This window comes from Photobacterium sp. CCB-ST2H9, from assembly GCF_023151555.2.
Lineage (GTDB): Bacteria > Pseudomonadota > Gammaproteobacteria > Enterobacterales > Vibrionaceae > Photobacterium.
This window is the reverse complement of record NZ_CP100425.1, coordinates 1,498,700-1,521,710: the sequence shown is the minus strand read 5'-3', so window position 1 is coordinate 1,521,710 and position 23,011 is coordinate 1,498,700. Positions and strand designations below refer to the sequence as shown.

At 49.9% G+C, this 23,011-nt stretch carries 26 protein-coding genes; 18 read left to right on the top strand and 8 right to left on the bottom strand.

The features are described from left to right. The first annotated feature begins 10 nt into the window (after positions 1-10). The 16 genes from flhA (at position 11) to L4174_RS07195 (ending at position 15,472) form a co-directional block, all read left to right on the top strand. Positions 11-2,104 carry a flagellar biosynthesis protein FlhA gene (gene flhA, locus L4174_RS07270; RefSeq protein WP_256549376.1) on the top strand — a complete coding sequence of 698 codons (2,094 nt, stop codon included), beginning with the start codon at positions 11-13 and terminating at the stop codon, positions 2,102-2,104. After that, a complete protein-coding gene (locus L4174_RS07265) occupies positions 2,097-2,903 on the top strand; it encodes a hypothetical protein (RefSeq protein ID WP_248139916.1) in 807 nt (268 codons plus the stop codon). Before flhA ends, L4174_RS07265 begins: the two co-directional genes overlap by 8 nt. Positions 2,904-3,366: 463 nt before the next feature. Next, positions 3,367-4,248, top strand: a complete 882-nt coding sequence (gene lafA / locus L4174_RS07260) for a lateral flagellin LafA (RefSeq protein WP_248139914.1) — start codon at positions 3,367-3,369, stop codon at positions 4,246-4,248. A gap of 343 nt (positions 4,249-4,591) precedes the next feature. Continuing rightward, positions 4,592-6,127, top strand: a complete 1,536-nt coding sequence (locus L4174_RS07255; RefSeq protein ID WP_248139912.1) for a M28 family metallopeptidase — start codon at positions 4,592-4,594, stop codon at positions 6,125-6,127. Between the two features lie 408 nt (positions 6,128-6,535). Beyond that, the gene (fliD, locus tag L4174_RS07250) at positions 6,536-7,876 is read left to right on the top strand and encodes a flagellar filament capping protein FliD (protein ID WP_248139910.1); all 1,341 of its coding nucleotides are present in this window, start codon (positions 6,536-6,538) and stop codon (positions 7,874-7,876) included. 11 nt (positions 7,877-7,887) lie between these two features. Next, on the top strand, positions 7,888-8,277 hold the full coding sequence (gene fliS, locus L4174_RS07245) for a flagellar export chaperone FliS (protein WP_248139908.1): 390 nt from the start codon (positions 7,888-7,890) through the stop codon (positions 8,275-8,277). Next, a complete protein-coding gene (locus L4174_RS07240; protein ID WP_248139906.1) occupies positions 8,270-8,575 on the top strand; it encodes a hypothetical protein in 306 nt (101 codons plus the stop codon). The genes fliS and L4174_RS07240 overlap by 8 nt, the downstream gene beginning before the upstream one ends. Next, the gene (locus L4174_RS07235; RefSeq protein ID WP_248139904.1) at positions 8,575-9,675 is read left to right on the top strand and encodes a flagellar hook-length control protein FliK; all 1,101 of its coding nucleotides are present in this window, start codon (positions 8,575-8,577) and stop codon (positions 9,673-9,675) included. Before L4174_RS07240 ends, L4174_RS07235 begins: the two co-directional genes overlap by 1 nt. 14 nt (positions 9,676-9,689) lie before the next feature. Further along, the gene (gene fliL, locus L4174_RS07230; protein WP_248139902.1) at positions 9,690-10,163 is read left to right on the top strand and encodes a flagellar basal body-associated protein FliL; all 474 of its coding nucleotides are present in this window, start codon (positions 9,690-9,692) and stop codon (positions 10,161-10,163) included. Between the two features lie 7 nt (positions 10,164-10,170). Continuing rightward, positions 10,171-10,899, top strand: coding sequence for a FliA/WhiG family RNA polymerase sigma factor (locus L4174_RS07225; protein WP_248139900.1), 729 nt, complete (start codon positions 10,171-10,173; stop codon positions 10,897-10,899). Positions 10,900-10,914: 15 nt separating this feature from the next. Then, positions 10,915-11,772: a flagellar motor stator protein MotA gene (gene motA / locus L4174_RS07220; RefSeq protein ID WP_248139898.1), complete on the top strand. Its 858-nt coding sequence runs from the start codon at positions 10,915-10,917 to the stop codon at positions 11,770-11,772. After that, positions 11,772-12,737 (top strand): flagellar motor protein MotB, encoded by a 966-nt coding sequence (locus L4174_RS07215; protein ID WP_248139896.1) that lies wholly within the window; start codon positions 11,772-11,774, stop codon positions 12,735-12,737. The genes motA and L4174_RS07215 overlap by 1 nt, the downstream gene beginning before the upstream one ends. 58 nt (positions 12,738-12,795) lie before the next feature. After that, positions 12,796-13,107, top strand: coding sequence for a hypothetical protein (locus L4174_RS07210; protein ID WP_051642023.1), 312 nt, complete (start codon positions 12,796-12,798; stop codon positions 13,105-13,107). Between the two features lie 136 nt (positions 13,108-13,243). Next, positions 13,244-14,194: a M23 family metallopeptidase gene (locus L4174_RS07205; RefSeq protein WP_248139894.1), complete on the top strand. Its 951-nt coding sequence runs from the start codon at positions 13,244-13,246 to the stop codon at positions 14,192-14,194. Next, entirely contained in the window at positions 14,098-14,694 is a 597-nt protein-coding gene (locus L4174_RS07200; protein ID WP_248139892.1) for a polymer-forming cytoskeletal protein, read from the top strand. The genes L4174_RS07205 and L4174_RS07200 overlap by 97 nt, the downstream gene beginning before the upstream one ends. Positions 14,695-14,875: 181 nt before the next feature. After that, entirely contained in the window at positions 14,876-15,472 is a 597-nt protein-coding gene (locus L4174_RS07195) for a hypothetical protein (protein WP_248139891.1), read from the top strand. A 52-nt stretch (positions 15,473-15,524) separates the two neighbouring features. Here the strand turns inward: L4174_RS07195 and L4174_RS07190 are convergent, their stop codons facing one another. The 8 genes from L4174_RS07190 to L4174_RS07155 form a co-directional block, all read right to left on the bottom strand. Continuing rightward, positions 15,525-15,857: a DUF4144 domain-containing protein gene (locus L4174_RS07190; RefSeq protein WP_248139889.1), complete on the bottom strand. Its 333-nt coding sequence runs from the start codon at positions 15,855-15,857 to the stop codon at positions 15,525-15,527. 71 nt (positions 15,858-15,928) lie between these two features. Continuing rightward, entirely contained in the window at positions 15,929-17,182 is a 1,254-nt protein-coding gene (locus tag L4174_RS07185; RefSeq protein WP_248139887.1) for an MFS transporter, read from the bottom strand. Positions 17,183-17,239: 57 nt separating this feature from the next. Next, positions 17,240-17,920, bottom strand: a complete 681-nt coding sequence (locus L4174_RS07180) for an SDR family oxidoreductase (protein ID WP_248139885.1) — start codon at positions 17,918-17,920, stop codon at positions 17,240-17,242. Positions 17,921-17,951: 31 nt separating this feature from the next. After that, on the bottom strand, positions 17,952-18,362 hold the full coding sequence (locus L4174_RS07175; protein ID WP_248139883.1) for a VOC family protein: 411 nt from the start codon (positions 18,360-18,362) through the stop codon (positions 17,952-17,954). A 48-nt stretch (positions 18,363-18,410) separates the two neighbouring features. Then, positions 18,411-18,905 carry a GNAT family N-acetyltransferase gene (locus L4174_RS07170; protein ID WP_248139881.1) on the bottom strand — a complete coding sequence of 165 codons (495 nt, stop codon included), beginning with the start codon at positions 18,903-18,905 and terminating at the stop codon, positions 18,411-18,413. A 207-nt stretch (positions 18,906-19,112) separates the two neighbouring features. Then, on the bottom strand, positions 19,113-19,295 hold the full coding sequence (locus L4174_RS07165) for a hypothetical protein (RefSeq protein WP_248139879.1): 183 nt from the start codon (positions 19,293-19,295) through the stop codon (positions 19,113-19,115). Positions 19,296-19,353: 58 nt separating this feature from the next. After that, positions 19,354-19,671, bottom strand: a complete 318-nt coding sequence (locus L4174_RS07160) for a hypothetical protein (protein ID WP_248139877.1) — start codon at positions 19,669-19,671, stop codon at positions 19,354-19,356. Positions 19,672-19,740: 69 nt separating this feature from the next. Next, on the bottom strand, positions 19,741-21,198 hold the full coding sequence (locus tag L4174_RS07155; protein WP_248139875.1) for a PLP-dependent aminotransferase family protein: 1,458 nt from the start codon (positions 21,196-21,198) through the stop codon (positions 19,741-19,743). 114 nt (positions 21,199-21,312) lie between these two features. On the opposite strand from L4174_RS07155, the gene L4174_RS07150 reads away from it, so the two are divergent. Both L4174_RS07150 and L4174_RS07145 read left to right on the top strand, forming a co-directional pair. Continuing rightward, entirely contained in the window at positions 21,313-22,089 is a 777-nt protein-coding gene (locus L4174_RS07150) for an aldolase (protein ID WP_248139873.1), read from the top strand. A 10-nt stretch (positions 22,090-22,099) separates the two neighbouring features. Then, positions 22,100-22,981 (top strand): dihydrodipicolinate synthase family protein, encoded by an 882-nt coding sequence (locus L4174_RS07145; RefSeq protein WP_248139871.1) that lies wholly within the window; start codon positions 22,100-22,102, stop codon positions 22,979-22,981. Positions 22,982-23,011 lie beyond the last annotated feature (30 nt).

The window sequence follows — 23,011 nt, the reverse complement described above, 5'->3', positions numbered from 1 at the left end:
GATCAAACCCATGCTAAACCGGCTACCTCAACTGAACCATTTTAAGCGCAGCTATATCAGCATTCCTGCTGCGCTGCTCATGATACTGGCGATGGTCATGTTGCCTTTGCCGCCCATGCTGCTGGACGCCATGTTTACGTTCAACATTGTGCTGGCAATCATGGTGCTGCTGGTCAGCACCACGGCAAAACGACCGCTGGATTTCTCCGTATTTCCGACCATTCTCCTGGTTGCCACCCTGCTCCGCCTGACACTGAACGTTGCGTCGACCCGCGTCGTCCTGCTGGAAGGTCATCAGGGCGGCGATGCTGCCGGTAAGGTCATTCAGGCCTTCGGTGAAGTCGTGATCGGCGGTAACTATGTCGTCGGTATGGTTGTGTTCGTCATCCTGATGATCATTAACTTTGTCGTGATTACCAAAGGTGGCGAACGAATTTCCGAAGTGGCCGCTCGCTTTACACTGGACGCCCTGCCCGGTAAGCAGATGGCCATCGATGCCGATCTCAACGCCGGTCTGATCGATCAGGAACGCGCCAAGCTGCGCCGGAAAGAAGTCGCCAACGAAGCCGACTTCTACGGCTCAATGGACGGTGCATCCAAATTCGTCCGGGGTGATGCGATTGCCGGCCTGCTGATTCTGTTCATCAATATTATTGGTGGTGTCAGCATCGGCGTGTTCGAATACGACATGACCGCAGCCGAAGCGTTTAAAACTTTTGCCCTGCTGACCATCGGTGACGGTCTGGTTGCTCAGATCCCATCTCTGTTGCTGGCAACCTCTGCAGCCATCATCGTTACCCGCATCAATGACAGTGATGATGACATGGCAGATGCCATGCGCAACCAGCTGTTGGCTACGCCTGCAACCCTCTTTATCGCTGCAGCCATTATGGCAATTGTCGGCAGCGTACCAGGCATGCCGCATCTGGCGTTTTACGCATTCGCCGCTGTCCTCGGCTATGCCGGATGGCGTCAGGCCAAATCGCCTCAGCATGATGAGCAACTCGATCAGGTCGAGCAGTTAAGCCATGCGATGCGCCGTGAAAGTGAGCAGGCACTTGGCTGGGAAGACATCCCGCACATTCACAGTCTGTCACTGCAGTTGGGCTTCCGTCTGGTCCATCTGGTCAATAAAGATCAGGGCGCACCACTGACCCAGCGCATCCGTGGGATCCGGAAAACCCTGTCAGAACAGGTGGGTTACCTGCTGCCTGAAGTCAGTATTCAGGATAATCTCAGCCTTCGTCCGAATCAGTACACCATTGCAGTCCACGGTGAAATTATTGAACAGGGTGAAATCGAGCCGGATCGTCTGATGGCGATTGCCGTTGGTGAAACCTACGGTGAGATTGACGGTATTCTGGGTACCGATCCGGCTTACCAGCTGCCGGCCGTCTGGATTGAACCAAGCGACAAGGCTAAAGCCCTGAACATGGGATATCAGGTGATTGACGATGCAACCGTGATCGCAACTCACCTGAGCAAAATCATGAAGAACAATCTCGCTGATCTGTTTACGCATGATGATGTAGAAAACATGATGCAGCGTCTGGCATCGCAAGCGCCGAAACTGGCTGAAGCTCTGGGCAATGCCATTACTCCGGCACAGCAATTAAAAGTATTCCGCCACTTACTGCAGGATCAGGTGCCGGTGAAAGACATCCGCACCATTGCGAATACCATGCTGGACAGCGTTGAAAACACCAAAGACCCGATTCTGCTGGCTGCCGATGTTCGTTGCAGCCTGCGCCGGACGCTGGTGAACCTGATTAATGGTGACCGGAAAGATCTGAACGTCTATACACTGGCTGATGATCTTGAACAAATCCTGCTGCAATCCCTGCAGCAAGCACAGGCAAATGGCCAGGTCGTTCTGGACAGTTTCCCGGTGGAGCCAAATATTCTCCAGCAATTCCAGCAGAATCTGCCACTGGTGAAACAGCAGCTGAAGCAACAGAATATGCCGCCTGTTTTGCTTGTTATGCCGCAACTTCGTCCACTTCTGTCACGTTATGCGCGTACATTTGCGCAAGGTCTGGCTGTCTTGTCATATAATGAGATTCCAGAGCATAAGCAAATCAACGTGGTAGGAAACCTTGGCTAAGCTGTTTACCGACACCGCCTTAGGCGAACATACAAGAGGGCTGCTGATTCAGGCAGCCCGGACTCCGGATGATTTCATTCTGTTAGAGGCGATGCAGCATAATGATATTCGCCATGCCTGCCAGCCCATCCGACATACCGAATCCAATGAAGTGACTTTTCAGCACCTCACCCTGCGTTTCGGCAGTAACAATGAGCAAAGCGTCTACCGTTTCGATTTGTCTGATGAGATGCGCTACGCCCTGGACCTGTTTGGCCTGCTTCTGGCGATCAGACATATCAAATTTCAGCAGGAAACCATTCTCCCCAGCCTGATTAACCCGTTGGTTGTGCCACTGCAGGCGGAAACACTGCTGAACTGGGAGCCGGGTCATCAGTTTCTTGCCGCGCTGTATGATTACCATGGCTCAGCCATGCGCGATATCGTTCCCTGTATTCAGTTGTTTCAGCCCGATTTAAACCAAACGCGGCTCAATGAGTTACTCAGCTGGCTGCATGATGCCAGCACAGCCGTCTGGGTTGATCTGCGGTTACCTACCCCCTATTTGCCTTTGCTGGAAAAAACGTCACCGGCGGCCATTAAAGTGGCCCAGATGAATGAAGACACCAGTTTCAAGCAGGGTCTGTTACCCGTCATCCGCTTTCTCCGGCAAAACGACATCGATTTTGTAGCTGGTCGTGTTGCCACTCAACATGACCTGATCCGGTTCAGACGATTAGGTGCCGGATATTATTTTGGTTATATCAGTGATATTCCGACTTCCTTTTCTGCCCCCCGGAAACTAAAACTTGTAAAATAATCAATTCAAATTAAATAAAAAAACGCCAGCCACACCAGCTGGCGTTTTTTATTTATCTCGCCAAAACATAATTTTTTATAAATCCGCGGTTTTACAGAACGAAACTGCCTGTCTGATCGGATAAAAATGTCGGTCAATAACTCATCAATCCAAAAAATTCAGATTCACTCTAGAGACAATTTTCCCTGATTCAGGTCATTTTATTATTTTTTTCACCTGATACTTTAGAACTTTAGAAATCAATCAAGTGATTGTTTCTAAATGACTTATCTCAGAAAAAACGCCAGTGAAGACATCCGACCAATGTGAAAATATCATTTTTTTTCACTTCGATGATTAATCTTTTCAGAGCCTTTTCCGCCTCATATTAGCGAGTAGGAATGACAGCCATACGGAACAACATACGAAATTGTGTGGCGTCAGAAAAAACCAACATGAAGATGTATAACTAAGGAGAACTTTCATGGCTCTATCAATGCACACCAACTACGCATCTCTGGTAACGCAAAACACCCTGAACGGCACAGGTAACATGCTGAACAAAGCCATGGAGCGTCTGGCGACTGGCTACCGCATCAACTCTGCTGCTGACGATGCAGCTGGTCTGCAAATCTCTAGCCGCCTGCAAGCACAAACTCGTGGCATGTCAGTTGCAATGCGCAACTCACAAGACGGCATCTCTATGATGCAAACTGTTGAAGGTGCACTGGACGAAACTGCAAACATCCTGTACCGCATGAACGACCTGGCAACTCAGGCTGCGAACGGTACAAACTCAGTAAACGACCAGGAAGCTCTGTACGCAGAATTCACTGAACTGACCAGCGAGCTGGGCAACGTAATGGCAAACACTAAGTATGCTGGTGAGACTGTATTCGACGCAGCTGGTGTGAAAGGCGGCGGTATCGTTCTGCAAATCGGTGGTTCTTCTGCTGAGCAGCTGAGCTTCGCAACTTCTATCGATACTAAAGTTGGTGCAGCGGTAACTGCTCTGCAAGCAGGTGGTACTATCGCATCTCTGACGACTTTCGGTGACACTGGTGCAACAGTAGCAACGAACCAAACCAATGCTCGTGCAGCAATGGACGCGATTACTGCATCTCTGGACACCATCGGTGGCGCTCGTGCAGCACTGGGTGCGAACATGAACCGTCTGGAGCACACCATCACTAACCTGGGTAACATGGTTGAGAACACCACTGCTGCGAAAGGCCGTATCACTGATACCGACTTCGCTGTAGAAACTTCAAACATGACTAAGAACCAGATGCTGATGCAAGCCGGTACGAACGTACTGTCTCAAACTAACCAGCTGTCTGGCATGGCAATGTCTCTGCTGCGCTAATCCCCGGATTAGACTCAGAAACATCGACCTAAGTCACTCCAATTTAAAAAGCCCCGGTTTCGGGGCTTTTTTTCGTTATAGCTCGCAAAAACAGAAGTTCGTTGATCATTTCCTCCCCTATTTCTTTCCACCTTAATTAATCATTTTAGCTATAGATAACTCTGAAAATTCAGGATTCAGCAGTTTTAAGTGGCGATAAAACAAACACCGCAAATTAATTACCACCCTATTGATAACTTTGTGACAACTTTTCATTACGCATTGAATACAAAGAAGAATTTCGCTTTTCTCCGGAACTGACTTAAGTTTTGTTGATTTAACAAAAAAATAACAGGGAGAACATATGAAAAACACAACAACGGCTCTGGCACTGATCATTTCTGCGGTATGCACACAAGCCTATGCAGCCGAAGAAGATAAGGTCTGGATTTCGATTGGTTCTGATGCCACCCAAACGCTGAAGTCGGTGATGCAGTCACAGGCACAATCAATCCTGCCGGATTCACTGGCGAGCAACGGCAAAGCATGGGTCGGTCAAGTCAATTACAAACAATTAGCCGAGTTAACACACCAGATGCACGAAGATCATCACCGTTGCGGCGGGTATATGGTGCATTCTTCAGCTGAAAGTGCGATGGCAGCCAGCATCATGCCTGAAACACTTGCAGCATTTCCGATTCCGGATATCACACAGCAGGATAAAGTGAATGCCTGGTTACCTCAGGTCAGCGCATCGGAGATTACCGGCACCATCAGTTCGCTATCCAGTTTCATCAACCGTTTCTACACCACCACTTCTGGTGCTCAGGCATCCGACTGGCTGGCAAATGAATGGCGCTCACTCACGAATTCTCTGCCCAATGCAGATGTCCAGCAAGTTTCACACGCTGGCTATAACCAAAAATCAGTCGTTCTGACAATCACAGGCTCCGAAAAACCGGATGAGTGGGTGGTGATCGGCGGCCACCTGGACTCAACCATCGGATCAAACACTGGTGAAAACAGTGTTGCACCCGGCGCGGATGACGATGCATCAGGGATTGCCAGTGTCACCGAAATTATCCGGGTCCTGTCTGAAAATAACTTCAAACCCAAACGCAGTATTGCTTTCATGGCCTATGCCGCAGAAGAAGTGGGTCTGCGTGGTTCTCAGGATCTGGCCAACAAGTATAAATCAGAAGGAAAAAATGTCGTTTCAGCCCTGCAGCTGGACATGACCAACTACAATGGTTCTCCAGAAGATATCGTCTTTATGACCGATTATACCGACAGCAATCTGACCACTTTCCTGGCCCGTCTGGTGGATGAATACATTCCGTCGATCTCGTATGGGTTCGACCGCTGTGGTTACGCCTGTTCTGACCACGCTTCCTGGCATAATGCAGGCTTCCCTGCCGCTATGCCATTTGAATCGAAGTTCAACGACTACAACCCGAGAATCCACAGCACGCAAGACACCCTGGAAAATTCCGATCCGACTGGCGCGCATGCGGTGAAATTCTCGAAGCTTGGGCTGGCCTATGCCATTGAAACGGCGAACGCAACTGGCGGCACCACCCCACCGCCAACAGGAAATGTACTCAAAGATGGTGTCCCTGTGACAGGCTTGTCAGGTGCAACGGGCAGCCAGGTTCGTTACAGTTTTGAACTTCCAGCTCAGAAAACACTGCAAATCAGCACCAGCGGCGGCAGCGGCGATGTCGATCTGTATGTCTCTTTCGGTTCTGAAGCCACGAAGCAAAACTGGGACTGCAGACCTTACCGTTACGGTAACAATGAAGTCTGTACTTTCTCTGGTGCCACACCCGGTACCTACTCCATTCTGCTGGACGGCTATTCTCAGTACAGTGGCGTCACTCTGAAAGCCTCAACACAATAATCCGCCGCAACTGGCTGGCTTGCTCAATGCCGGCCAGTTACTTTTCTGCAACAAACCGGGAACTGAAAGGTTTCCGGTTTTTCTTTTGAAACATGCGCTTCAGCCCGTCATTCCCCAAATTACCTTAATGCCCTCTGCCAATATGCCGCCCTAATTCGTTGGGATGTTACATAGTCGATACAAACCGCTGTGCAATAAATCCTAAGGGAATATATATCGATTCCAGCTGATACGGTCTGGTTTTCCGCACTGGAAACGAAGCTGGAGAGCCGGAAGGTCAAGCGGAAACCTGATCGGAAACACCGTTTCCGCCAATCGGAGCCTGAACAGATAAATCCCTTTAAACTCAACAAATTAACTTAATGGCACACTATTTGCTTTAGTAGCAATAAATAAAGGAGTTTTTCCATGAGTTCCATTGATCCGATCAGTATGGCGCAACAGCTTGCCACTTATGAGGTACAGCCATTCCAGAATCGTTATCAGACTCAGTCTGATAAGTATCAGAGCCAGATTACTGCCTACGGCAAAATCGAGTCAGCCCTGCGTGCGTTCCGTACTGCTGTGGAAGACATGAATGGCCTGAATGACAGTGTTGTTAAAAACAGCGCGACCTTCTCTCAGGAAGGAAACCTGAGTGCAAGCGTGAACGGTAATGCACTGGCGGGTGAATATCAGGTCTTCGTTGAGCAGGTTGCGACCGCGCATCAGATGAGTGTTGATCTGGGCGCAGGCACAACGTCATCATCACCAGTTCCGGCAACGGGCACCATGATGATTACGATGGATGGCAAAACCCTGAACCTGGATCTGGCCACTGTTGATACCGACAGCGACGGCACAGCAACCGTTCAGGAACTGGTTAATGCCATCAATAATGATGAAAACAACCCGGGTGTGAACGCCACACTGGTCCGCGCAAATGGCGAAACGCACTTTATGCTGTCCGGTAAAGAAACTGGCTCAGCCAACACTATCTCTGTCAGCGCAACGGGTACCGGTGATGCAAACTTTGAAAATGCATTCGCTACCGCGACCGACATCAGCACTCCTCAGGATGCGATCATCTGGCTGGGTGCTCAGAACACGGGCCTGAAACTGACAAACGCTTCAAACACTTTTGAAGGCGTGATTGACGGGGTCGACCTGACTGTCACCAAAGCACAGCAAAGCGGCGACCAGCCGGTTGGCATGTCTGTGGGTGCTGATAAAGAATCAACCAAAGAACAGCTGAACAAGCTGGTTGAAAGCTATAACGCCCTGATGTCTGAAATCGACAAATACACCAAAGTCGGTTCAGAAGATGAAAAACGCGGCGTTCTGGCTGGTGACGGTACCCTGCGCTCACTGGAAAGCCAGATCAGTTCTCTTTTCCGTCAGAACTACAACGGCCAGAGCCTGTACTCCGTGGGTGTCAGCATCGACCGCCACGGCAAGCTGACCGTCGATAACGAGAAGTTCGAAGCGGCACAAGCCAGTAACCCTGCAGCGCTGGGCGAGATGTTCAACGGTACAGATCAACTGTTCGATTCACTTGAAGCGACAGTGAAACCTTACTTGTCCTTCTCAGACGGCGTATTCAAGAGCCGTAAAGACAGCCTTCAGCAAAACATCAGCCGGATCGACGACAAACTGTCGGGCCTGGAGCGTAAATATCAGATGTCTTATGACCGTTATCTTGCGCAATTCACCCAGATGAACCAGCTGATGACACAAATGAACCAAACGAGCGGATTATTCTCGATTTAAAGGAGCGACTCATGCTAATGCAAAACTCGGGCTTTGATTCTTATCAGAGCGTTGATCTGGATGCCCAGGCCGCATCGGCAAACCCACATCAGCTAGTACTGATGCTGATCGATGGTCTGTTGGATGAACTCATCCGGGTCAAAGGTCACATCGAATCCAAACGTTTGGAAGCCAAAAGTAAAGGGATCAGTAAGTGCATGAACATCCTGATTGGCCTGGACAGCGCACTGGATATCGAAGCAGGTGGCGAACTTGCTGCCAACCTGCATGACCTTTACGAGTTTTGCATTGGCGAGCTCTTCAAAGCGAGCTCTCAGAACAAAGCTGAACATCTCGATTCAGTTGAAAAAGTCATGACAAACGTTCGGGAAGGCTGGGAAGGATTCGGACAGCATGCCTAACATCACAGTCACTCAACTCCTGAACCTGAAGCAGAATATTGACCGGGCAGTTGCAGAGCAAGACTGGAACCGTTTGCAGCAGCTGGACCAGACGCTGCAAAAGGTACTGCTGAGTTTACAGAAAGAAACATTCAGCGATGAGCAGATTCAGGCTTTAAGTCACCTGAAAAGCAGCCATCTTGCTGCAATCAGCGCCGTCAGAGAAAACAAAGACAAACTACAGCAAGAAATGAATGCCGTCAGTGAAGGAAAAGAAGGACTTTTGGCATATCAGATGGCCATGAACATGGAGCTTTAATGAATACTATCGTCTCAAATTCCAAACTGGCTAACAGCAACAGTGAAACCGGGGACATCGGCAGCGGTATTGTGAAACCGTCTCAGGATGATAAAGCCTCCAGTTTCACCGACTCGCTGCAGAGCAAAACGCCGCGGGGCAATGCGGGAACTGAGCGCGCCCGATCGGCGGATGAGCCAAATGATATCGCAGCAACAAGTGCACAGACTGAACAGGATGACAACACTCTGACGCCAGCAGTCGCAGCGGACATCATCGCAAACCTGCTGGCTCAGGCTGAAAAACAGCTGGGAACAGGCGCAGCCCTTCCGGGCACCTCAACAGCAGAACAGATGGCGATTGGCGCAGCCGGAAAAGCGGGCATGCAGGCTAACGCCGCATCCGTCCGTGACGCACAGCTGATGCAATCCGGTGCAGCCGCTGCCAATGGCGAGCGTCAGACTACTGCTGCAACGTCTGCAGACAATGCCCGCCTTTCAGTACTGATGCAGCAAACCCAGTCTGGTGTGCAGCAGGAAACCACGCTATCCGGCCTCGGCGAAAACCGTCTGGCGAACAGTGCCTCTTCTTTACAGACACTTATCAATGGCCTATCGGCAGAGAACACCGGTCCGGCACACGCTCAATCGGCTTCCGCACCAGCCTCTGCTTCCGCAACCTCTCAGGTTGAGTGGGCCAGTGTCAAGCTGCCTCAGGGGCAGCAAAGCAAATGGGGCGAACAAATGATGCAGGTCTTGCAGGACAGAGTGCAGTTACAGGCCAGCCAGAATCTCCAGGAAGCCCGCATCCGTCTGGACCCGCCTGATCTGGGCAAACTGGATTTAATCGTTCGCATGGACGGGGATCGCCTCAGTGTTCAGATTCATGCGAATCAGGCTGCTGTCCGGGATGCGCTGGTTCAGGTTTCTGAACGTCTGCGTGCCGAACTGCAGGATCAAAATTTTGTTCATGTTGATGTAAACGTCGGCGACGGCCGTCAGGGACAACAACAGGAACATTCAGAAGAAGACTCACAACCTGTCATCTTTGCCAATCAACACACAGATGACCACCAAAATACAACAACAGATTCAGGCCATTGGCTGTCAACCAGAGCCTGATAGGAGCTATTTTCATGACCCAGCGTAATCTCGTCCTGATCATTATCATCATGCTGATCACCAGCGTACTGGTCGCAGCAGCCAGTGTTGGCGGTACCCTCTGGTACGTTAAGAGCCATCAGGGCCAAGGCGGTAACAGCATTAGCCTCCCCTTCAGCCAGCCGGATAATTTAGACCCTGTATTCCATCCGCTGGAAAAACTGGTGCTGTCTGTGAAAGGCGAACGCCAGACACATTTCATCATGATGGAACTGGCACTGGAAACCCGTCGTCCGGAAGCGATTGAAGGCATTGATAACTTCATGCCTGTTGTTCGAAATGCGCTGCTGAAACTGTTCAGTAACAAAACTTACGAAGAGCTTCAGAACCAGCGCACGATTGATGAGCTGCAGGAAGAAGTCAAAAGCACCCTGTTGGATGCATTTGGCAAAACCCGTTATGCCCACGCTATCGACAACGTATTGCTGACCAAATACGTCATTCAGTGAGGCGCTTATGCTTGATATCAACCCGACTGAACATTACGACAGCGAACAGGAAACCGGGCGAAACAGCCCGGTCATCAACGAAGATAAGCTGATCCGTGATCACCTTGTATTAGTAAAACGTGTTGTCAATCAACTCCGCAGTCATGTCAGCACCCATTGCAGTCTGGAAGATATGCAGCAAATCGGTCTGATGGGACTGCTGGAAGCCGGTCGCCGTTACGGCAATGTCGAAGACCCGAATTTTCCGTCTTTCGCAGTCTGCCGTATCCGCGGCTCGATTCTGGATGAGCTTCGCCGTCTTGACTGGCGTTCACGCCAGACCCGCCAACAGGCGCATGAGCTGAATGACGTCACCCGCGATTTAATGAAAAAGCTCGGCAGACAGCCGACGGAAGCTGAAATTATTGAAGCGCTGGGAACCGACCAGGCGGACTATCTGCAACGCCTGAATGCTTCCATGGCCAGCGAAATGCAAAGCCTGGATCAGCTTCTGGAAAGTGGCAACGATTTCTCAATGACGAATGACGGCGGTGAATCTGTCCGTCATGAGCATATCCGCCGCACCCTGGGTGTGGCACTGGGTAAGCTGAAAGCTCGTGAACAGCTGCTGCTTACTCTGTTCTATCAACATGATATGAACCTGCATGAGATTGCACTGGTGCTCAACCTGACACCGCCACGCGTGTGCCAGCTTCATAAGCAGGCCCTGAAACAACTGAATCAATATCTTTGCTGATAGGAGCAAACTGAAATGCAAAAATTTACCGGCGCAATCGTCATTTTGTTATGTGTTTTCGGCGGTTTCAAATGGGCTGGTGGCGACATTTCTGCCATCTGGCAGCCTGCTGAAATTCTGATTATTGTTGGTGCAGCACTGGGATCCATCATTGTCGGCAACCCGCCCCATGTGATCCGTGAAATGCGCATCCAGCTTCGCCATATCGTCAAGCCGCGTAAAAATGAGCAAGAGTATTACATGCAGCTGATGGGCCTGATGCAACTGCTGCTGGAAACTATCCGAAACGGCGGTTTCAAATCCCTCGACAGCCATATTGAAGATCCGCAGAACAGTGAGCTCTTTGAACGTTATCCGCTGATCAAAGAAGACAGCCACTTAGTGGCTTACATTACCGATAACCTGCGTCTGATGGCGATGGGTCAGATGTCACCACATGAACTGGATGCCATGCTGGAGCAGGAAATCATGGCGATTGAAGACGATCTGCTGCTGCCTTCCCGCTCACTTCACCGGACGGCCGAAGCGCTGCCTGGCTTTGGTATTCTTGCCGCTGTTATGGGGATCATCATCACGATGCAGTTCCTTGATAAAGGTATCGGTCTGATTGGTGTAAAAATTGCTGCTGCGCTGGTCGGTACTTTTCTGGGCATTTTCGGCTGTTACTGTGTATTAGACCCAGCGAGTAATGCCATGTCTCAACGCGTGAAGCGTGATATGTCTGCGTTTGAATGTGTTCGCGCAACACTGGTCGCTTATGTGGCGAAGAAACCAACCCTGCTGGCGATTGATGCCGGCCGTAAGAACATTCAGTTAGACATCAAGCCAAGCTTCAACGACATGGAAAAATGGCTGTCTGAACAGGAGGCATGATGCAACGATACAATCAGATCATCATCAAACGCAGACGCCAGAACGACCATGATGTCGGACATGGCGGTGCATGGAAAGTTGCTTTTGCTGACTTTATGATCGCCCTGATGGCTCTGTTTCTGGTGTTGTGGATTCTGGCGATTGTTGACCAATCGGAACGGAAAGCTATTGTTGCGCACCTCAACAGCTCAAGCCTGTTCGATCAGGGAGTCGGCAACCCGTTTGACAGCTCCACCAGCCTGTCCCCGATTGACTTAGGTGGTGAAGCCTCTGATTTAAGTTCTCATAACGCAGCCGTGACGGTCACCTCTTTCTATGATGGTAACGGCGATGGCCAGTATACAGAATCTCTGGTTCAGGGCACTTATGACAGCCAGGAGCAGCTCAAAGTGCTGGCGAAAGTCGTTGAAGAACTGGCAAAACAGGCTTCTGCAGAAGGAAATGTGCATGTGGATGTCACCCCGCAGGGTCTTCGGATTGTCCTGCAAGATGACTTCCGCGAAAACATGTTCCACCGCGGCAGCAGTCAGCTCACCCCATTCTTTGAGGATTTACTGTTAGCGCTGGCCCCGATTTTCAAAAAGATTGAGAATCCATTGATTATCAGTGGTCATACCGATGCCATCCGCTACAGCCGTTCCATCAGTGATAAAACAAACTGGGAACTGTCCGCTTCCCGTGCCAATGTGGCCCGCCAGACCCTGATTGCAGGTGGCGCACCTGAAAAACGTGTACTGCAGGTTGCAGGCATGGCTGATAAGGCGCCTCTGAATCCGGAAACACCAAGTGCCAGCGAGAACCGCCGCATTGAGTTGTTCGTACTGACAGCTGCGGCTGCGCGTATGGTAGAAACCCTGTTCAGAGGCCCGGCGAAACATGAAGACGGCCCGGTGCTTCAGCAAGCACGCAAGGAAGCCGAATTTAACCAGCCTGTGATTCGACAGGATTTCGTCAAAGCGTCTTAACCTGCAGACGGCAAAGGCATCCCCTTTGCCGTCTGCTCACCATTAGCGAAAGAAACCAATGAAAAAAGCTGCATCTTCTTCTGTTGTTGACCCCCGGGTACGCCGACCAGACGGACTGCAAAAGTTATTTCTCTGGCTGATCGTCCTGGATTACTTCCTGCTCAGCCATTTTCTGCTGAGGATGCATCAGATGACTCTGAATGCAGGGACAACAATCAGTCTGTTACTGTTTGGCTACAACGGGCTGCTGGTTTACCTGTGTTTCAAGCGAGCCCGGCGTGGTGGTGACTACTACATCATTTACCCGACGCTTGCTGCCATACTGCTGGCTTTTATTCTTTTTTTGTATTTCTTCTTTCTGGTTGCTTAATGGGACATCGCCGCAGGATGCGAAGCAGGAAACTTATGCCACAGAGCACAATTTTACATCACCATTTCCTGATATAAGTTAATTCTGCCAGCCGCTTGTCGCCTAAGCCTTAGAGATAGCGAATGAGCTTAGCGTAATGAAAGATCAACTCACAATCTCGATATCAACAATTAATGGTTCATACCATTTTCAGTTAGGAAAGTATCTGCGACGCAACCTGGTTGCCACTTTTCTGCTGTTTATTGTCACTGTCATCGTGATGGCTTTTTCCATTCAGTATTTATGGACAACCGTCAATCAGACAGAACAGGAAAAAACGCAGTTAAGTCGTCATGCGACGGAACTGAAAGATGAAATTTCAACCCTGGAAAGCGACAGACAGTCGCTGGAGCAGAATCTGGCTGATCGTCGTTATGAGCTGGAGCAGATTACAGGGCGCGTCAATGACCTGGAGAACGTCCTGGGCATTGACACTGAAGATGAACAACCACTGAATGACCGGCTGGATACGGCGGCGCTGAACTCCGCGGTTCGAGTTGCCATGCTGAAGGTGATTCCGAACGGTAGTCCGATGGATTATCGTCGCATTTCATCCAGCTATGGTTCCCGTAACCACCCGATTTTCGGGAATAAACGCCGTCATTTAGGGATTGATATGAGCGGGAATTCCGGCACACCCATTTATGCACCGGCTGATGGTGTGGTTGAGCTGGTCCGACCGAGCAAAAAAGGCTATGGCAATCTGATGAAAGTTGATCATGGCTATGGCTTTATGACCTTGTATGCGCACTTAAAGACATTCAAGGTCAAAACCGGGGATTTCGTCCGAAAAGGCGATTTGATTGCCCTATCAGGCAATAGCGGTACTTCTACCGGCCCCCACCTCCATTACGAGGTACGTTTTCTGGGTCGGGCACTGAACCCCAAATTTTTCATCAACTGGGGACCCGATAACTTTGACTATCTGTTTAACCATGAGAGGAGCATCCAATGGGACTCTTTAGTAAAAGTGCTGGAAACACAAGTAAGCACTCAACTGCAACTATCATTGCACAAGGCTGTTCCATCAAAGGGGATATCGAATTAAGCGGTAATATCCAGGTGGATGGCTATATTGAAGGGCGTATTCGTACGGAACAGACACTGTCAATCAGTGCAACCGGCCGGGTATCCGGTGAAATCTTCGCCAACAAAGTCGTGATTAACGGTCTGCATGAAGGTGCTTGCCACGCGGCCAGCATTGAGATTCTGGAGAAAGGCAAAGCCAAAGGTGTCATCTATACCAACGACATTTGCATCGAGCGTGGCGGCTGCTTCCTGGGTCAGACCCACCCGGCTGATGAAGAAAAAGTCGTGACACTGAATAAAGAAGAAGCGGCGAAAGCCAGTGCTGATTCCAAGGGAAGCCAGAAAGATGCGGCCCCACTGACACCGCCGACTCAGCTGAAACCAGCAGAAGCTGCAGGCAGTACTGATAAAAGCGCTGCTGCAGGCACTGCGTCAGTTGCAGCCAGCAAACCCGGGGCATCTCCCGCCCCTACCGCAGCGGCAGTCGACAATAAAAAGCAAGCCAACGCGAGAAAATAATGCCCAAAAACCGGAACATCTCGTTCCGGTTTTTTTCGCTTTATCTTCCCTTACTGCTCAACGCTGCCTGTTCAAACTGTTAGCTGTCTCTAAAAATTTCAGCTTGCTTTGCTGCCTGCAAGCAAAGCCCTCTGTTGAATACGATAATGGGTGCATCCATCATCGAACATAGGGAACATGTATGAAATCAACACTCTCCTTGGCTGCGGCACTATTGGGCAGCCTGAGTCTCACCGCCTGTACAACGACCACGCACGAATCCGGACAGACAAATGTTGCCAATGCAACCCAGGAAATCCTTGCTGCTGAAAACTGTATTGGTTCAACCGAACCTCCCGTGGCATGGGCCAGCAAATTGATAGCTGACGACGACCCGCAGCTTCTGACGAATTCACTGGGTGAGCCAAACCAGGGCAAACTCTGTCAGGGGCAGGTGTACAAAGTCAAAGACGGAGAAGTACTGACGATTTACCGCGCCTGGAACAGCACCAACCCGAACAGTCAGTATGGGGCCTGGTGGGCAACCAGTCAGCCAGACGGCAAAGTCGCCCATTATCGCGCAGGCTATGAGATTTGCTATCAGTGGTCGCCATTAGACAAAATGACACGTTGCGAACTGAAACCGGGCAGTAAGCTGGTAATCGGGAATGGCCAGAGTGCCCAGTGCTCCCAATGGCTCACCTACCCTGTTTCCGCTGATCAGCAGCTTTACCTCGAGAACACTGAGTCTCTGGTCGGAAATTGTCAGACATACGATGCCGTTTTTGGCTGGGAATAATCAGCAAAGAATATAAGCTGAGAAAAAGCTGCGGAAATATTCAATCGATTTTCTACTGCGCACTGTCAGCCAAGGCTGCAATGGCCTCAGAAAAAGTGGGAAAGGAAACCTTCGCGGCACAGCATGCGCCCTGGCAGGACTGATGAGACTGAATCATCGTAATCATTTCCGCCAGGGGCATTTGACGTTCTGCAGATAAATGCCAGATGCTTTCTCTGGCCTGACTTTCCAGACAAAAAACCTGACCGTCTGAGTCAATCAGCACATCACCCGCCTGGAATCCAAAGCAGTGCAAATCGGCATCCGATTCCCATACCGCTTGGTCAGCCAGATAAACCAGCTCCGGGTCACCGTCATATTTCAGTACAGCTGGCCAGATAACCATGAACACCCATCCTTCAAAAAATTTTGACTCATGATGCCTGTCAACAGCGTACTCTGGCAAGCAGACATCAATCAGGCTTCCACGGCAGGACCTTCTGACGGAATACGCAAATACAACAGAGAACTCAGGATTAACAGGCCACCACAAATCATCCAGTTCATACTGATACCATACACTTCAGAGATATACCCAAACAGCAAGGAAGACGCCATCCCGCCCAGCATCATGGTAAAAGAGCTGATTGAAATCATGGTGGAGCGGTTTTCATCCTCAGTGTTTTCATTGAGCAGAACACGCTCTGAGTTAATCCCCATGGTGAAAAAGAAGAAAAAGACCAGATAGCTGACAGCAAACGCTTCAAGTGTTTTCGTCATCGCCAGTACGAGCAGCACCCCACCGGCAATGATTCTGGTGGCAAGCAATAACATTCGGTGCGACCCGGCAAAAGCCCTCAAGAACTTCACGGAAAATAAAGAGGCTGCTGCCGCCATCAGAAAATAAAGTGCCGACACAACGCCGAAGAAAGACGTGCCATAGTCGCTGCCTTGAATAATTGAGGCTAAAAAAGGCTGCCAGAAGTTCTCAAGACTGCTGAGGACCACACCAAAAATCAGCATTGTCTGCATCAGTGGCTTCAGTACATCTTGGGTCATCGAAGCGCGCAGCGCTTTTTTCATTTGTCCCCTATAGCCAGGTTGCTTCTTTGCATCTGACCCTGTCATAGAGCTTCTGCAGACATCTTCCTGAATCAACAAGACCGTAAACAGGAACAGACAGAGCGTCGCGCCACCCACAACCAGCAAGTTGATATTGAACTGACCGGTAAAATCAAAAGGCTCAGACTGAATCGCATCCGGTAACCATCCGCCAAGAAAAGCACCCGCCGCAAGCCCGACCGTCACACAAATATTCACCACTGAGAGCGCCTGATGATAGGTCAGATGTCCATCAGCCCGCTGAAAGGAATCGTAAAACCATGCGTCTAACGTTCCGGAATAAATTGCACGTGCGCTCCCGAGTAAACAGGCCGCAAGTAAAATCAGGCCGAGTCCGGAAGCAAAATAGAGTGCAACCACGCCTGCCAGGTTCACGACCAGTGACCACAAATATGTAGATTTTCGGCCATACCGGTCAGCAACACCACCTAATGGAATTTCCAGCATGGCGGTACTGCCAACCCAAACCGCCATCACGAGACCGACATCCTGAAGATTGAGCCCCCGGGACTGAAACAGCAGTACCAGAACGGGGAGCATGATCCCGACGATCAACGAGTGAAAACTCTGCTGACTGGCAAAAAGGATCATTAATTTTTGTTTGTTCATTCCACATCCATGTGTTGAAGCCCAAATCCTTCTTCATTACTTGCTTAGTGATTCCTCTCACCAGGCATGCACTTTCCCTTCCCAGGTATAAAATTGACCACTCATCTCTGGCGACAGTCTGTCCACCAGCTTCACGATCCCCGAGACACTTTCCTGCACAGTGATTTCAGCTCCCTCGCCGCCCATATCGGTTTTCACCCAGCCCGGATGAATCGGACAAACCGTGATGCCATCATCACGCAAGTCAATTGCCAGTACTTGCATCACTTTGTTCACGGCAGCTTTGGAACTTCGGTATGCATACATACCCGTTCCTTCGCCATTGAGTGAGCCCATCATACTGGAGACAGTCACAATTCTGGGCCGATCCGAACGTCTCAGATTAGGCAGAAATGCCCGGCTGACAATGAACGGTGCGATGGTATTCACGGCAAACGTCTCCAGCCAGCCTTTCTCCGTCAAAGTTTCCAGGCTTTGTGCTTCCGGTCCGATCACACCGGCATTGTTGATTAAGATATCGACATGATCAGCAATCGACGCTGCAAACGCATTCACTGCTTTTTCATCGGTGACTTCTAAAGGATGCAAATATAAATTGGATGATATCGCCAGATCATCCAGCCCCTTGCCAGGCTGACCACGGTATGTGGCGATCACTTTATCTCCCCGTGCAAGAAACTGTTTTGTCAGTTCAAGACCAATGCCGCGCGATGCGCCGGTAATCAATACATTTTCCATCGCAAAACTCCATTATGCTGAGATGAATTCTTCACTCTTTTGACGGTAAGGCCGCCATGTCCATCCACACCGCTTCCCAGACATGCCCGTCCGGATCAGCCAGATTACGGTTATACATAAAACCAAGCTCTCTCAACGGATGAATATCTGCCGTTCCGCCAAGTCTTGAGGCAGCCTCATTCATGGCATCTACTTGCTGGCGATTCTCACAGGATAACGCCAGCATCACTTCACTGGCATTCGCCGGCGGAATTGGCCTGTCGGTAAATGTGCGCCACTTGTCATGTGTCAGCAGCATGACATGTATTGCTTCGCTCCACACCATACAAACCGCCGTGCTGTCCGTGAATTGCGAATTCACAGAAAAACCCAGCGCCTGATAGAAACGTGTTGAAGCATCCAGATTTCTGACGGGCAAATTGATAAAAATCTTTCGGGTCATGTGAGATTTCCCTTTTGAATGAACAAAATAGGTACGAACCCACTAAGGCTAGCAGGCCATCTCATTCTCGCCAGAAAGATGCAGACAGAAAATATGTTGCGGACCAGCAGGCCCGCCATGATACAACTCACCTGTATCACGAAATCCTGCCTTCAAATAACACGGATAAGCAGGCATATTGCGGCAATTCACGGTTAAATACAGTGCCTGCACGTCCGGATAATGAATGCTGACATACGCTGGCAATGCGCTTATCCCCTGACTGGCAATGCCTTGCCCCTGAAATGTTTGATCGATCAGTAACGATCTCACACCCAATGCGCCTTCGGGACAAAAACGATACGTCTCGGCATAGTCTGTATCCAGAATAAAAAATCCAGCGACCTGACGATTCACTGTAATTAAACAAGCGTGCTCATGAGATCGTAAATTCGCCAGGATTTCTGGCATTCTGCCAATGTTAAATTCAGCCTGGTCCGGTTTTACTGTGAGTGCACCGGTTTCCTCTTGACGGTCGTCGGTATATTGCTCAATTCGAATCATTCCTTTTCCTTGTGTTATACGGCATGAACTAATGTTGAAACACATTTCATTGTCTGCCCTTGTTCATCCGGCTCCATTCAATCGTACACACGAATCACCGGAGAAACGTCAGACGCCAACAACCCATTTAAAAGTAGCCAGATAATAAGCACTCATCTTCGGGTCGGATTCTGCAGGCTTTTTGAAAATAAACTGCTGATTACTCAGCTAGGTAAATTCCTTCGCCCACCACATTGTCAGATATTCATGCTCTTGATTCCCGTAAACCGTCTTCCAGCGTTCATTCACTTTTTCCTGCAAATAGTGTTCACTGTCCTGACCATTGTAATAACCAATATATCTATAACGGCCATTGGTGAAGCCACTCCGGTACATCGTTCGCAATATCATCCGCAGAAGCCGGTGTTCAGACGAGCCTCTCTGTCACAATCGCTCGACTGGTTTCCATTCACATATCTCCTGCAAGTGATTCATAGTCAGGCAGTTTGGGGACTAGCATCTGATAGACGCCCAACTTTTCCATACAAAGAAACATCTGATACTTTTGATAGCTGTACTTTTTATTCGTATAGGCTTCATAACCGCAAACCTGCTTTGCCGCTTTCACTGCCAGCGGGTTTGCTTGATTCCCCGGTTCATCAACCCACATATAATGACCCTGATAGTTTGATAATAAAGCATCAGCCCCAGCCGTATGCGCACATCCAGTCAATATCATCAGAAACAGGCCCGGTATAACCGCGCCTTTCAGATTGCGAAAAATCATGATTCTTTCCCTGAAAATTTTGATTCACAACTTGAGATCACTCGGAGCCGTCACCTTTAAAAATCAGTCTCACCTTAGCACTGAAGCCAATTGATTGACAGATTCCCGGATTTCATCTTCATTTAATGCACCAAAGCCAAAACGAATATGACTCAGTTCGCTTTTTTCACCCGCATCACATCGTTCGAATTGATATTGTTTCAGCTCTGAAATATTGAACGATTGATCAGCAGTCAGTTTTGAAATATCTATCCATAAAGCCATTCCGCCCGCCGGTAAATCAAAACGGACTTGATCGCCAAACACCTGCTGAAACATCCGGGCTGCAAAGTTCCGCCTGCTTTCATAACATTTCCGGACTTTCCGGATATGCTTTTTCACCTCGCCCGCTTCCATCAGATCGGAGACCGCCAATTCTGTCAGTGTATTTCCCTGCCGGTCTATCAGCATCACTTCCTGAGCGGCTCTGTCAATCCACCTTTCATCCGCGACCAGATAGCCCAACCGAAGGCCGGGGGCGAACACTTTTGACATCGAACCAATGTGAATCACATTCTCTGAACCGGGTAAGCTGGCAAGCGGAGGAATCGGTCCGGATTCAAAATGAAACTCATGGTCATAGTCATCTTCAATCACAGCGAAGTGATGAATTTTAGACAATTTTAACAGCATCAACCGCCGCTCCATCGACATCGTCACTGTTGTCGGATACTGATGATGGGGCGTGGTAAAAACACCCGCGACTTGATGGTGCTCAAGTATCCGCTTCAGCGCTGTTGTATCCAGACCATGTTTATCCAGTTTGCAACGGACGATCTGAAATCCATTCGATTCAAAAGCAGCCATTGCCGGCGGGTAGCACCTCTCCTCAAAAACCATGACACCATTTTCAGGATTCAAGAGCCTTGAGGAGAGATAAATGCCCATCTGGCTGCCACGGACAATGCAGACCTGGGCCATTGAAACCTTCATGTATCTGTCCATCGTCAGCATGTTCCGCACGGCACTGCGCAGCTCAGTGGTTCCGCGAGGATCACCGTACCCCAGCTTTGCCAGCCGGCTCGCATGAATAATTGCTCGCCGGTAAGCCCGCGATAACACTTCATAAGGGATTAGCCGGTCATCCGGTATCCCGTCGTTCGCAACCGGTACTCCATATTCAGCTGTCATGGCTACCTCAGACATCGAGCGCATCAGCGCTGATGGCAACCGGGGTTGCGTTACGCCGTTCACCAATGCCAGATTTTCTGCCGATAAATCCTGCTCTGGTAATACACAGGCGACAAATGTGCCGCGCCTTGGTTTTGTCACCAGCCAACCTTGCGATTCCAGCTCTTCATAAACAAGCTGAACGGTTTTCCGGTTTACCCCCAGCTCCGCAGCCAGAGCCCGTGATCCCGGCATCATGGTATCGGGTTGTAATCTGCCTGCCTGAATGTCCCGCACCAGCTGATTTGTCAGCCTTCGGTGGAACGACTGTCCTTGGCTCTCTTCCAGCCAGTATTTCATCTGCCAGGGTCTTTGCATGTATTCCCCCCTCCATCTGGACCATTACATATTTTAAATCTGGATGTTATTTCTGGTCCAGATGACCGTTAGTATCCCGGGACAAATGACGTGATGCAACAAAAGGAGCCGATAATGAAAACTGCTACGCTTCCCAAGCAGGAACTCATGCGAACCGCACAGGAACGTATGACCGACCTGATTGAAGATGCCGCCCTCACTGAACGGCAAAAGCTCGCACTCACATGCCGCATTCTGTTTGATAAAGGTCATGACGCCGGTCTGGCCGGACAGATCACCTGCCGCCGGGAACCCTCCGAGACTTTTCTTACGCAGCGGTTTGGACTGGGATTTGATGAAATAACAGCTGAGAACCTGCTTGAGGTTGATCAGGACCTGATCCCGCTGGATGGTGAAGGCATGGCCAACCCGGCAAATCGATTTCATACCTGGATTTACAAAGAGCATCCGGACGTCAACTGCATTATCCATACACATCCGACACACGTCGCGGCTCTATCGATGCTGCGGATGCCCCTGACCATTGCTCAGATGGATACCTGTGGTTTGTATGAAGACTGTGCTTTTCTCAGCAACTGGCCGGGCGTGCCTGTCGGCAATGAAGAAGGCGTCATCATCTCCAAATCACTGGGCAAAAACCGCGCCGTATTACTGGCACACCACGGACAACTGGTTGTCGGTAAAACCATTGAAGAAGCCTGCAACCTGGCCATTCTGATTGAGCGCGCTGCACAGCTGCAGCTGCTCGCGATGTCTGCCGGGCAAATTCAGCCCTTGCCACAGTCCCTGGCGCGTGAAGCCCATGACTGGGTCTCCACGGATAAGCGAAATAAAGTCAATTTTGCTTACTACGTCCGACAAGCACTGAAAAATCACCCTGATTGTCTTTGAGGAAAATACGATGCAACTTTCCGGTATTATTGCTTACCCAATTACGCCCTTCAGTCATGACGGGGAAAAAATTCAATTTGATGTGCTTGGTCAAACACTGGAAAACCTGATCGATCAAGACTGCGATGCGATTGCGCCACTGGGCAGCACGGGCGAAAGCGCCTATCTCAGCCTGGATGAATGGAAGCAGGTTGCTGAATACACAGTGAAAACGGTGAACCAACGGGTTCCGGTGATGATTGGTATTGGCGAGCTGACCACCAGCCAGGCCATCCTGAAAGCACGGTTTGCTGAATCCGTGGGGGCAGATGCCATCATGGTCATTCCCGTCTCCTACTGGAAGCTCTCGGATACAGAGATCTTTGACTATTATCAGGCGATCGCCACAGCGACATCTCTCCCAATCATGGTCTATAACAATCCGGCCACCAGTGGCATTGATATGTCCCCTGAACTACTGGTCAGGATGTTCCGAACGATTCCGAATGTTTCCATGGTGAAAGAAAGTTCAGGCGATATTCAGAGAATGCACCGGCTTTATGAACTGTCTTCTGGAGAGTTACCCTTTTACAACGGGAGTAATCCTTTAGCGCTTGAAGCCCTCTGTGCCGGAGCCAGTGGATGGTGTACCGCTGCGCCTAATCTGCTGGGCAGACGACCCAAAACTCTGTTCCGGCTGGTTTCTTCAGGTGAGCTCGCAGCCGCACAGGACTTTTTCTACCGGCAGTTGCCGCTTTTAAGATTGATGGTCACCGCAGGTATTCCGAAAGTGGTGAAAGCCGGACTGGTCATTCAAGGCATGAATGCCGGCATGCCAAGAAAACCACTTCAGGGCACAACAACAGAAGAACAACTTGTCTTAAGGAACCTGTTGGCGGAATTCAACCGATAACCAAACAAGATGACGAGCTTTACGCTCGTC

Bases quoted from the DNA above. Each gene is read 5' to 3' on its own strand.
- L4174_RS07235 (WP_248139904.1), top strand. From the start codon at position 8,575: ATGAATACTATCGTCTCAAATTCCAAACTGGCTAACAGCAACAGTGAA.
- L4174_RS07160 (WP_248139877.1), bottom strand. From the start codon at position 19,671: ATGATTTTTCGCAATCTGAAAGGCGCGGTTATACCGGGCCTGTTTCTG.
- L4174_RS07145 (WP_248139871.1), top strand. From the start codon at position 22,100: ATGCAACTTTCCGGTATTATTGCTTACCCAATTACGCCCTTCAGTCAT.
- fliL (WP_248139902.1), top strand. From the start codon at position 9,690: ATGACCCAGCGTAATCTCGTCCTGATCATTATCATCATGCTGATCACC.
- L4174_RS07170 (WP_248139881.1), bottom strand. From the start codon at position 18,905: ATGATTCGAATTGAGCAATATACCGACGACCGTCAAGAGGAAACCGGT.
- fliS (WP_248139908.1), top strand. From the start codon at position 7,888: ATGCTAATGCAAAACTCGGGCTTTGATTCTTATCAGAGCGTTGATCTG.
- L4174_RS07180 (WP_248139885.1), bottom strand. From the start codon at position 17,920: ATGGAAAATGTATTGATTACCGGCGCATCGCGCGGCATTGGTCTTGAA.
- L4174_RS07195 (WP_248139891.1), top strand. From the start codon at position 14,876: ATGAAATCAACACTCTCCTTGGCTGCGGCACTATTGGGCAGCCTGAGT.
- L4174_RS07190 (WP_248139889.1), bottom strand. From the start codon at position 15,857: ATGGTTATCTGGCCAGCTGTACTGAAATATGACGGTGACCCGGAGCTG.
- L4174_RS07215 (WP_248139896.1), top strand. From the start codon at position 11,772: ATGCAACGATACAATCAGATCATCATCAAACGCAGACGCCAGAACGAC.
- lafA (WP_248139914.1), top strand. From the start codon at position 3,367: ATGGCTCTATCAATGCACACCAACTACGCATCTCTGGTAACGCAAAAC.
- L4174_RS07150 (WP_248139873.1), top strand. From the start codon at position 21,313: ATGAAAACTGCTACGCTTCCCAAGCAGGAACTCATGCGAACCGCACAG.
- flhA (WP_256549376.1), top strand. From the start codon at position 11: ATGCTAAACCGGCTACCTCAACTGAACCATTTTAAGCGCAGCTATATC.
- L4174_RS07240 (WP_248139906.1), top strand. From the start codon at position 8,270: ATGCCTAACATCACAGTCACTCAACTCCTGAACCTGAAGCAGAATATT.
- L4174_RS07165 (WP_248139879.1), bottom strand. From the start codon at position 19,295: ATGATATTGCGAACGATGTACCGGAGTGGCTTCACCAATGGCCGTTAT.
- L4174_RS07185 (WP_248139887.1), bottom strand. From the start codon at position 17,182: ATGAACAAACAAAAATTAATGATCCTTTTTGCCAGTCAGCAGAGTTTT.
- L4174_RS07175 (WP_248139883.1), bottom strand. From the start codon at position 18,362: ATGACCCGAAAGATTTTTATCAATTTGCCCGTCAGAAATCTGGATGCT.
- L4174_RS07205 (WP_248139894.1), top strand. From the start codon at position 13,244: ATGAAAGATCAACTCACAATCTCGATATCAACAATTAATGGTTCATAC.
- fliD (WP_248139910.1), top strand. From the start codon at position 6,536: ATGAGTTCCATTGATCCGATCAGTATGGCGCAACAGCTTGCCACTTAT.
- motA (WP_248139898.1), top strand. From the start codon at position 10,915: ATGCAAAAATTTACCGGCGCAATCGTCATTTTGTTATGTGTTTTCGGC.
- L4174_RS07225 (WP_248139900.1), top strand. From the start codon at position 10,171: ATGCTTGATATCAACCCGACTGAACATTACGACAGCGAACAGGAAACC.
- L4174_RS07200 (WP_248139892.1), top strand. From the start codon at position 14,098: ATGGGACTCTTTAGTAAAAGTGCTGGAAACACAAGTAAGCACTCAACT.
- L4174_RS07255 (WP_248139912.1), top strand. From the start codon at position 4,592: ATGAAAAACACAACAACGGCTCTGGCACTGATCATTTCTGCGGTATGC.
- L4174_RS07155 (WP_248139875.1), bottom strand. From the start codon at position 21,198: ATGCAAAGACCCTGGCAGATGAAATACTGGCTGGAAGAGAGCCAAGGA.
- L4174_RS07210 (WP_051642023.1), top strand. From the start codon at position 12,796: ATGAAAAAAGCTGCATCTTCTTCTGTTGTTGACCCCCGGGTACGCCGA.